The 9,059-nt window shown below is 42.9% G+C and carries 12 protein-coding genes; 8 read left to right on the plus strand and 4 right to left on the minus strand.

Annotated elements, in window-relative coordinates; genetic code table 11:
* Nucleotides 1-154 precede the first annotated feature (154 nt).
* Nucleotides 155-1,063, plus strand: a complete 909-nt coding sequence (gene truB / locus F6K53_RS34135) for a tRNA pseudouridine(55) synthase TruB (RefSeq protein ID WP_293083767.1) — start codon at nt 155-157, stop codon at nt 1,061-1,063.
* Here truB and F6K53_RS34140 read toward each other — a convergent pair.
* A complete protein-coding gene (locus F6K53_RS34140) occupies nt 1,011-1,163 on the minus strand; it encodes a hypothetical protein (RefSeq protein WP_293071345.1) in 153 nt (50 codons plus the stop codon). The two genes, truB and F6K53_RS34140, sit on opposite strands and share 53 nt — an antisense overlap.
* 208 nt (nt 1,164-1,371) lie before the next feature.
* Between F6K53_RS34140 and F6K53_RS34145 the strand changes: the two genes are divergently transcribed.
* From F6K53_RS34145 to F6K53_RS34160, 4 genes are all read left to right on the plus strand, one after another.
* The gene (locus F6K53_RS34145) at nt 1,372-1,497 is read left to right on the plus strand and encodes a hypothetical protein (RefSeq protein WP_269086941.1); all 126 of its coding nucleotides are present in this window, start codon (nt 1,372-1,374) and stop codon (nt 1,495-1,497) included.
* 2 nt (nt 1,498-1,499) lie between these two features.
* Nucleotides 1,500-2,741, plus strand: coding sequence for a DNA (cytosine-5-)-methyltransferase (dcm, locus tag F6K53_RS34150; protein ID WP_293048052.1), 1,242 nt, complete (start codon nt 1,500-1,502; stop codon nt 2,739-2,741).
* Between the two features lie 140 nt (nt 2,742-2,881).
* Nucleotides 2,882-3,343: a DUF1499 domain-containing protein gene (locus F6K53_RS34155; RefSeq protein ID WP_364304082.1), complete on the plus strand. Its 462-nt coding sequence runs from the start codon at nt 2,882-2,884 to the stop codon at nt 3,341-3,343.
* A gap of 98 nt (nt 3,344-3,441) precedes the next feature.
* Nucleotides 3,442-4,113, plus strand: coding sequence for a DMT family transporter (locus tag F6K53_RS34160; protein ID WP_293071360.1), 672 nt, complete (start codon nt 3,442-3,444; stop codon nt 4,111-4,113).
* 125 nt (nt 4,114-4,238) lie between these two features.
* Here the strand turns inward: F6K53_RS34160 and F6K53_RS34165 are convergent, their stop codons facing one another.
* From F6K53_RS34165 to F6K53_RS34175, 3 genes are all read right to left on the minus strand, one after another.
* On the minus strand, nt 4,239-5,075 hold the full coding sequence (locus F6K53_RS34165) for a hypothetical protein (RefSeq protein WP_293071346.1): 837 nt from the start codon (nt 5,073-5,075) through the stop codon (nt 4,239-4,241).
* Between the two features lie 262 nt (nt 5,076-5,337).
* On the minus strand, nt 5,338-5,931 hold the full coding sequence (locus F6K53_RS34170) for a hypothetical protein (protein ID WP_293019671.1): 594 nt from the start codon (nt 5,929-5,931) through the stop codon (nt 5,338-5,340).
* A gap of 8 nt (nt 5,932-5,939) precedes the next feature.
* The gene (locus F6K53_RS34175; protein ID WP_293019670.1) at nt 5,940-6,068 is read right to left on the minus strand and encodes a hypothetical protein; all 129 of its coding nucleotides are present in this window, start codon (nt 6,066-6,068) and stop codon (nt 5,940-5,942) included.
* A 440-nt stretch (nt 6,069-6,508) separates the two neighbouring features.
* Between F6K53_RS34175 and F6K53_RS34180 the strand changes: the two genes are divergently transcribed.
* From F6K53_RS34180 to F6K53_RS34190, 3 genes are all read left to right on the plus strand, one after another.
* Nucleotides 6,509-8,245, plus strand: a complete 1,737-nt coding sequence (locus F6K53_RS34180; RefSeq protein WP_293083770.1) for an ABC transporter ATP-binding protein — start codon at nt 6,509-6,511, stop codon at nt 8,243-8,245.
* Nucleotides 8,246-8,261: 16 nt separating this feature from the next.
* Nucleotides 8,262-8,423: a hypothetical protein gene (locus F6K53_RS34185; protein WP_293071348.1), complete on the plus strand. Its 162-nt coding sequence runs from the start codon at nt 8,262-8,264 to the stop codon at nt 8,421-8,423.
* Between the two features lie 141 nt (nt 8,424-8,564).
* The gene (locus F6K53_RS34190; RefSeq protein WP_293019668.1) at nt 8,565-8,726 is read left to right on the plus strand and encodes a hypothetical protein; all 162 of its coding nucleotides are present in this window, start codon (nt 8,565-8,567) and stop codon (nt 8,724-8,726) included.
* Nucleotides 8,727-9,059: the final 333 nt, after the last annotated feature.

Here is a 9,059-nt window from a genome sequence, read left to right on the forward strand (position 1 = left end):
CGATTCCCGATTCCCGATTCCCGATTCCCGATTCCCGATTCCCGATTCCCGATTCCCGATTCCCGATTCCCGATTCCCGATTCCCGATTCCCGATTCCCGATTCCCGATTCCCGATTCCCGATTCCCTACCTTTACAGATAAATTTTAAACTTGGTGCAAGGATTTCTAAACTTAAACAAACCAGCAGGTTGGACATCCCACGATTGCGTTGCTAAAGTGCGGCGTCTGCTACGGCTGAAACGAGTAGGACATGGCGGAACCCTTGACCCAGCTGCTACGGGGGTTTTACCGATAGCTCTGGGTAAGGCAACCCGACTGTTGCAGTATATGCAGCAGGATAAAGCCTACAAGGCTACGGTGAGACTGGGAGTGAGGACAACTACTGATGATTTGGAAGGAGAGGTAATTGCTACTCAGTCTGCACCCCAGTTGACTCTGGAGTTGGTCAAGGGTTTCTTGAAACAGTTCGAGGGCAAGATTCAGCAAGTGCCACCAATGTATAGCGCTATTCAGATCAAGGGTAAACGGCTGTATGATTTAGCCAGAGCTGGTGAAGTGGTAGAGGTACCAGAACGAACTGTAGAGGTTGAGACGATCGAGGTTTTGGATTGGCGTGGCGGGGAATTTCCGGAAATTGATTTAGCGATCGCATGTGGCCCTGGCACCTATATTCGCTCCATAGCCCGGGATTTAGGAGATGCCCTCGAAACCGGTGGTGTGCTGGCCGCTCTGACTCGTACTCGCAGCAGTGGTTTTGATTTAGCCGATAGTCTGAGATTAGAAGAATTGACCCAACAGCTGGAAAAAAGCCTATTCCAGCCAGTGTCCCCTAGTGTAGCTTTGGGGCACTTACCCTCTGTAACCTTGTCCGCTGATCAAGCCCGTCGCTGGTGTTTGGGACAGCGTATCTCTGGGGATGATACTCTAGTTAAAGTCTCTACCCTTGAAACCTCCACAAGTCCTGTGCAAGTGTACCACGAAGATGGCAGTTTTTTGGGTATTGGTAAAGTTATTTCCTCAACCTCTGGAGTATTGCTGGCTCCTCAAATGGTTTTTGTTTGATGCTATAGCAGAGGGAATAGGGAATAGGGAGTAGGGAGTAGGGAGCAGGGAGTAGGGAGTAGGGAGTAGGGAGTAGGGAGCAGGAAACAAAAATTATCACAATTGATTTATGATACCTATAGTTTATTGAATTGAACAGGACTTATCTAAGCTGAGTTAGACATAACTAACTCTCCTCCGATTGAGCAGCTTCGAGTCAGTAATTATGAGTTATAATTTAGGTTTTAATAAACAAAAATCAAATTATTTTTTAAGCCACAAACTAACTAAAAATCATTATTTATAGCAATCCTAAATCAATTGAGATAATGTTTGTTCCCTGTTCCCTACTCCCTGCTCCCTGCTCCCTGTTCCCTGTTCCCTATTCCCTACTCCCGATTCCCGATTCCCGATTCCCTACTCCCTACTCCCTACTCCCTACTCCCTTCAAATAAAAATGGCAAAAAGTAAATCGGGCACTGTTCAAGACCTAGTCACGGTTCAGGAAGCTGCTGAAATCTTGGGTGTCTCCTCCGATACCATACGCCGGTGGGAAAAGAAAAAGCTGCTGAGGGCAAAGCGGTCTGAACAAAACTACCGTTTTTTTGACATTGAAGAATTAAAACGAATTCAACGGAAGTATCAAGGGCTAGCTACTGGGGTTGAGTTTCGTGTTCTCAAGAGCAAATCCACTAGCTTCAGAGTAATTGAGTTATTTGCTGGGTGTGGAGGCATGGCACTGGGTTTTGAGAATGCTGGCTTAACCACCAAGCTGTTGGTGGAGATTGATAAAGACTGCGTAAACACTCTGAAGCTGAATAGACCTTCCTGGAAAATCATACTTGAGGATATAGCCAATGTTGATTTTACCAAATACAAGGACAACGTAGAGATTGTGGCTGGTGGGGTGCCCTGCCAAGCTTTCAGCTATGCCGGTCTGGGTAAAGGTTTTGACGATACTAGAGGGACGCTCTTTTTTGAGTTTGCACGGTGTGTCAAAGAAGTACAGCCTAAAATAGCACTGGTTGAAAACGTTAGAGGTCTGATCCACCATGACCAAGGCAGAACCTTATCCACTATGCTGCGAACCTTAGAGGATTTAGGCTACAACCCTACCTATAACTTGCTCAGAGCGCAGTTTCTAGATGTCGCCCAAAAGCGGGAGAGGATAATTATCATTGCGGTTAGAAGAGACTTAGACCTAAAAGCAATATTTCCTAAGGAGAAGGACTACACTATTTCCCTGAGGGAGGTGCTCAAAGATTGCCCTAAATCAATAGGAGCAAAATACCCTCCCCGCAAGAGAGAAATTATGGAATTAATACCACCAGGAGGTTATTGGCGGAACTTACCCCTAGCGCTTCAAAAAGAGTATATGAAAAAGAGTTTCTATCTCGGTGGCGGCAAAACCGGTATGGCTAGGCGGCTTTCTTGGGAAGAACCTTCTCTTACTCTCACCTGTAACCCAGCTCAAAAACAGACCGAGCGGTGTCATCCTGAAGAAACACGACCGTTGACAGTTAGGGAATATGCACGTATTCAGAGCTTCCCTGATGATTGGGAATTTACCGGTTCTCTATCATCACAGTACAGACAAATCGGTAATGCCGTCCCTGTCAATTTAGCTTACCACATTGGACGATGTCTGATTGCGATGTTGCAAGGGGAATTCGACCCAGAAACGATGCAGACGTGTTGAACTTTGGCTTCTGCCCTTACTAACCCCAATTTTTTTGATAATTAGTCAACCAAATATGATATTAATAATACTAGAGATATGACTACAGTATGACTGTACAAACCCAAAAACTATCACCGTTGAGACTAATACTAATAGTATTGATATCTTTAGTATTAGTCGCTATTGTTGCCATAGGAGCTACCTTTGCCCTTTCAGGAGAATCGTTGATGAAATTTCCAGGAAAACAACCTACCAATATTGGGATTCAGTCTTCAGGGCAATTAGCACCTTGCCCAAATACCCCTAACTGTGTCAGCAGCTATAGCCAAGATGCCGAGCATGGTATTGAGCCTTTAGCTTACAACTCAACCCCTACTGAAGCAATTGCTAAGCTTAAAACTGTGATCCAAAACCTAGAACGAACACAAATTATTGAAGAAACAGACAACTATCTCTACGCACAATTCACTAGCGGTTTAATGGGATTTGTGGATGATGTAGAGTTTTTGCTCGATGACAGTGCTAAGGTAATCCATGTTCGCTCCGCCTCCCGTTTAGGAAAATCCGATTTGGGAGTTAATCGGAAACGGGTGGAAACGATTCGAGCGGAATTGAGCTAATTTTTATCAACAAAACATCATTCATCCCGTTGGTGGGCAGTGCCTAGCAACGGGATTGACTTGCTTATGTTATCTGTTTCAAGCACTGCCTACCCTACATCTTCAATAAATATAAACCCGTTGGTGGGCAGTGCCTAGCAACTATTTCACTAACTCAGACTAGTGTAGCCAATGCCAATTTGTTGCATAACATGACTCCTATCTTTTCAACCCTCGGTGCTTGGTTGCTTCTGAAGCAGCAATTTGACAACCGCTTTCTAGTTGGTCTAGGCATTGCACTATTCGCTTCTAGTTGTATTGAGTTTGAGGACTGGTTTATTGCCCCTAGCAACTTTACTGGAGATATGCTGGCACTACTCTCTTCTGTTTTTTGTGCTGGTGCATTTTTAGCTCGTGAATCCTTGTGCAATAAATACTCAGTCAGCACAATCTTGCTATGGAGCTGCTTCTTAAGAGCGATCTTAGCTTTGGGATTTACTTTAATCATGGAAGATCACCTCTTCCCCTTGACACAATCAGCATGGTTTTCTGTGGTTGCTTTAGGCATTGTTGTACAGGTTTTTGGACATGGCCTTTTAACATACAGCTTTAAGCATTTTTCCTCTAGCTTTGTCAGTGTATGCCTCTTACTCGATCCACTGATTACAGCTTTATTCGCTTGGATTATCTTCGCTGAAAAATTGACGCCACTCAAGATGGTTTCCTTCCTTGGCGTTATTGCTGGAATTTATCTCGCTAGGTTAGGCAAGGGTTCTCAAAAGGCAGGGTAAACCCCAGAAGTGTTGAAGATTTTAAACCTTCAACACTTCTGCACTATACCATACTTCGGGTTAAACTTTAGTGGAAGTAAGCAAATAATCAGTCGCTAAAAGGTGTAAATTAATGCTATTCAATTCTAAAGTTTTGAATGAAGCCATTTTAACACTGTTATTTCCTGTTGTAATTTTACCTCTTTTGAAAAATTTTGACGATTAAATTCTCCGATATATTTAGATCCTTTGTATAAATCAGACCTTGTGATCTCAACTAGAACTAAACCTGTTGATAAAATAGCTGATTTAAGAAGAGGATTTTCTAGAGGATTATTACCATCTTCATAAAAGCAGCGAATCTCTTCTCCATTTATAGTATAATTTTTTTCCTGAAAACCAAGTTTATTCATATAAACAGTTGTTTCTGAGTTTGTTGATAGGCTTCTCGGGAAAACAAAAACCGGTAAATTATCAAACAAAGGGAGACCGTCATTGATTTGATGTGGTTCAAAGAGAATCTTCCACATATCTAAAGATAGACTATACTTATCTTGTTGATCATTTCCGGCATGCTCTATATTACTTCTATCGTAATCATGCATATATGTTGAAAACATACCTGCAATTGAAGATAATTTGAAATTGTCTGTATTATTCGCAACAGATACTTTTGTGAATTCATAGAGGGGGAAACCAGGTTTTCCATTATTGTTTTGCTCAGAAAAGCACATAACTACCAACCAAGCAATATCAAGAGTTATGTTCCCTAGTCTGACATCTTTTATAAGTTGCTCATCATGCAGATTCTGAAAGAATAAACCCCTACATCTTTCTAGGAAAGCTTTCTTTTGCTCTGTTGTCTTTTCTAAGATATCGGCCACTGCATTATAGCGTCCCAGATCTCCGGTTATCTTCTTTCTATGCTCTTTGGTTAGGATATCCAAAGGTACTTCAACACTATATAATTTCACTTGATTCAACGTTTAGGTAGACAATAAACCTCTTGCCAAAGTTATTTTTGCGGGCATCTGCGGTGGCTTCCAGTCTTCCAAAAAGCCAGTGGCTGTTTGTTGGAGCTTGGCTGATCGACTCATTACATATATAGAAGTCAAGCCAAATCTGGTAAGCTGCTATGCAGTTATATTGTATAATATAAAGTTAACCCTCTTGTGTCACTCTAGGCCAAGGAACAATAACGATTGTCCCACAAATCGACCAAGTAACCTAAACAATCAAATTCCTTCATTCATGCCCAATTGATAATTTTGGTCGAATCACTCTAAAGTAGAGAAACGTAGTAAAATATAACACATTCACAACAATTAGTAAGCTTTTACCTATCCAAGATTCAATCATACCGAAAGTAACAATTGTTGCTACTAACACCAACAATTTTTCCACTGTGGATACGGTATAACCATGATGCTTGGGATCCCAGTAAGAGAAAGGACTAATAAAACGATAGTTACTAACAGGAAAAAAGTGGCGGTGAGCATCATCGTTGTGAACTGGTAAATCTAGTAAAGAGTGCAGTATCATACTCCAACATAGAATTTCCCAAAGTTGCCATCCCCAGTAATGGCTGATGATAACTCCACACAGGGCTAGGGGAAGGGAATGAAAGGTAGCAACAAGGTTTTGCCAAAAGGGCAATTCGTAGGTTTGTGACCAAATCTGGTACTCTGATTGACGACGAATCAATTTTGCCCAGATATAAAGGATAAAAATTGGTAAATCGGGTAAGATAGCACCAATTGTAATGGGTAAAGCTGCCTGAAGTTGAGTCTGGTGATTCAAAACAGCAAGGTTAATAATGGCGTGGCTAGGAGTATTCAAGGGTTAGTTTATTGATGAATTTGGTTGAGCGATATTATATAGAAATAATACAATCGGTGAGGTACTTTGGTACTGGTTTTTAGGGAGTAGGGAGCAGGGAGTAGGGAGTAGAGAATATGTTCAAAACTACAATACAAACACTATATAGCACTACGCATTAAGATGTTTGACATTCCTAAACTCAGCAAACTTAGTCATAGCTTACTTCTGACTTCTAACTTCTGACTTCTGACTTGCGCGTAGCGCTATATTACACGCAGTGCTATACGGTATAATAATCAACCATTGATTTGCTCTCTGGACTTATAGCGTTTCTCATAGCTATGAGGTACACATTATTTTTTCCATCTTACCTCTTACCTCTTAACTATTAACTGCTCCCTGCTCCCTGCTCCCTGCTCCCTAAAACCCAGAGATTTGTACCTCATGGGTATAATAATTGCTAGAATAATCCATTCCGCCTGATCAGTCAGGGTTAATTACTGTGTTGAATTCAAGGTCAAAGTCAAAACGAAATTCAAGGTTAAAGTCAAAACCAAATAAGCGTAAGCATTTCAACTCTCCCCTGCAGCGGCTGATGGGTTACGCTCAGCCCCATCGTTCCCTAATCGGGAAAGCGATCGCATGCTCAATCCTCAACAAAATCTTTGACTTAGCCCCTCCGGTCTTGATTGGGATGGCAGTGGATGTGGTGGTCAAACAACAAGATTCCTTGATAGCCCATCTAGGAGTAACGGATATCTTTAGCCAACTGGTATTGCTGGCATTCCTGAGCTTGATTGTCTGGGGATTGGAATCGGTCTTTCAATATACTTACCAACGATTGTGGCGGAATCTGGCTCAAACCATTCAACACGAATTGCGCCTAGATGCTTACTCTCATCTACAATTGTTGGAACTAGCGTATTTTGAAGATAGTAGTACAGGGGGATTGATGTCTATCCTGAGTGATGATATCAACCAACTAGAACGCTTTCTCGATATTGGTGCCAACGAAATTCTCCAGATAGCCACAAGCATTATTACTATCAGTGCGGGCTTCTTTATCGTTGCTCCCAATGTAGCTTGGATAACTCTGATCCCTATCCCCTTTATCCTCTGGGGTTCGATTACCTTTCAAGGTCTGCTTGCTCCCCGTTATGCAGAGGTGCGGGAAAAGGTAGGGTTACTCAATGGACAGTTAGCAAATAATCTAACTGGGATTACTACCATTAAAAGCTTTACAGCGGAAGACTATGAAGCAAAGCGGATAGAGTCACAAAGTCTAGGGTATCAGCACAGTAACCAGAAAGCGATCGCATTTTCTGCCGCCTTTGTCCCCTTGATTCGGATGTTAATCCTATTTGGCTTTACCGGAATTTTGCTCTACGGTGGTAAGTCCGCAGCCGCCGGGGAATTAGCAGTAGGCTCCTACAGTGTTTTAGTTTTCATGACTCAGCGCTTGCTGTGGCCATTAACTCGACTGGGTAACACCCTGGATCAGTATCAACGGGCCATGGCATCCACTACTAGGGTAATGAATCTGCTGGATACCCCAATTGCCATGCACTCTGGGGATACACCATTCCCTAGGTCCGAAGTTAAAGGGGAATTGGTATTAAATAATGTTACATTTGCCTACCGTAATCGCCATCCTGTGGTATTAAATCTCTCCCTACACATCCCCGCTACCAAGACTATCGCGATAGTAGGTTCCACAGGGTCTGGTAAAAGTACCTTAGTCAAACTGTTATTAAGACTATACGAAATCGAAGCCGGTTCGATAACCCTTGATGGGATTGACATCAGACAGCTCAAGCTCAAAGACTTACGCCATGCCATTGGTCTAGTTAGCCAGGATGTATTTTTATTCCACGGCACCGTAGAAGAGAATATCACCTACGGCACCTTTGATGCCACCACCGAGGAAATAATTGCTGCCGCTAAGACCGCAGAAGCCCATGAATTTATCATGCAGCTGCCCCAAGGCTATGACACCATTGTGGGAGAGCGCGGTCAGAAACTATCTGGAGGACAACAGCAACGAATTGCGATCGCACGAGCACTATTGAAAGACCCCCCAATCTTGATTCTAGATGAAGCCACCTCCGCTGTTGATAATGAAACCGAAGCCGCCATTCAGCGCTCCCTAGAAAAGATTACCCAAAATCGCACAACCATTGCGATCGCTCATCGGTTGTCCACAGTCCGCAATGCCGATTGTATTTATGTAATCGAGCAAGGCAAATTAGTAGAACAAGGACGACATGAAGAGTTGTTAGAGCAACAGGGAATTTATGCCATGCTGTGGCGGGTACAGTCTGGAGTGAAGTAATCTAAGTGTGGGGAGGGTGGGGAGATGGGGAGATGGGGAGATAGGGAGATGGGGAGATAGGGAGATTTTTATTAAGTTCGTAGGGTCGGTTAGGTGCGGCCAGGATTTTGAGGAATTACCAATCAGTTTTTATCCGCACCGTAACCCACCTTATTCAAATTTCGCCCCTGACTACTGACGCTTTGTAATTAATTAAACCCAACCAAGCTAGTGCAAATGTTGGGTTTCGTACCTCAACCCAACCTACACGCTAAGGCGCTTCAACTTGATCACCTTTAACAGTAAACCTACCCTTCACCGAACGCCAAAGACGAACAACTTGATAACTTTAAAGCTGCTAACCTTCAACTTGATAACTTTAAAGCTGCTAACCTTCAACCTGCTAACCTTCAACTTGATAACTTTAAAGCTGCTAACCTTCAACCTTCTAACCTTGGCCTTTCGGCCACGCTACGCGAACAACCTCCTAACCTTCTGCTAACCATAAAAAAAATCGCCGTAGAAATAATTTCCACGGCTGGCTGAAATCCACAGTAAGTTGATTTCACTACTTATGTTATATGACTTTGTTCCATGACCAGTCTGATCATGATCTTACGTGATTAGACCTGGTCTTTTAGCTAGGGGGGAAACCCCCCAGCTGCTTAAAATCTTAATCCAGAATTAGGTACCTCGTCAAAGTACTAATCACTTCTCCAGGAATGCCACTCGGCTCAAGAGGAGTCCACTCATAAAGTTGTGCGTAGCCCTGGGTATACAGGGAATAGATGGTATTCATTACTGCCTTACGGGAGCCCTTTAACCTGTGCTCAAC

It is taken from the genome of Moorena sp. SIO4A1 (assembly GCF_010672065.1).
In the GTDB taxonomy this organism is placed as follows: domain Bacteria; phylum Cyanobacteriota; class Cyanobacteriia; order Cyanobacteriales; family Coleofasciculaceae; genus Moorena.

Bases quoted from the DNA above. Each gene is read 5' to 3' on its own strand.
- F6K53_RS34180 (WP_293083770.1), top strand. From the start codon at position 6,509: ATGGGTTACGCTCAGCCCCATCGTTCCCTAATCGGGAAAGCGATCGCA.
- dcm (WP_293048052.1), top strand. From the start codon at position 1,500: ATGGCAAAAAGTAAATCGGGCACTGTTCAAGACCTAGTCACGGTTCAG.
- F6K53_RS34145 (WP_269086941.1), top strand. From the start codon at position 1,372: ATGTTTGTTCCCTGTTCCCTACTCCCTGCTCCCTGCTCCCTGTTCCCT.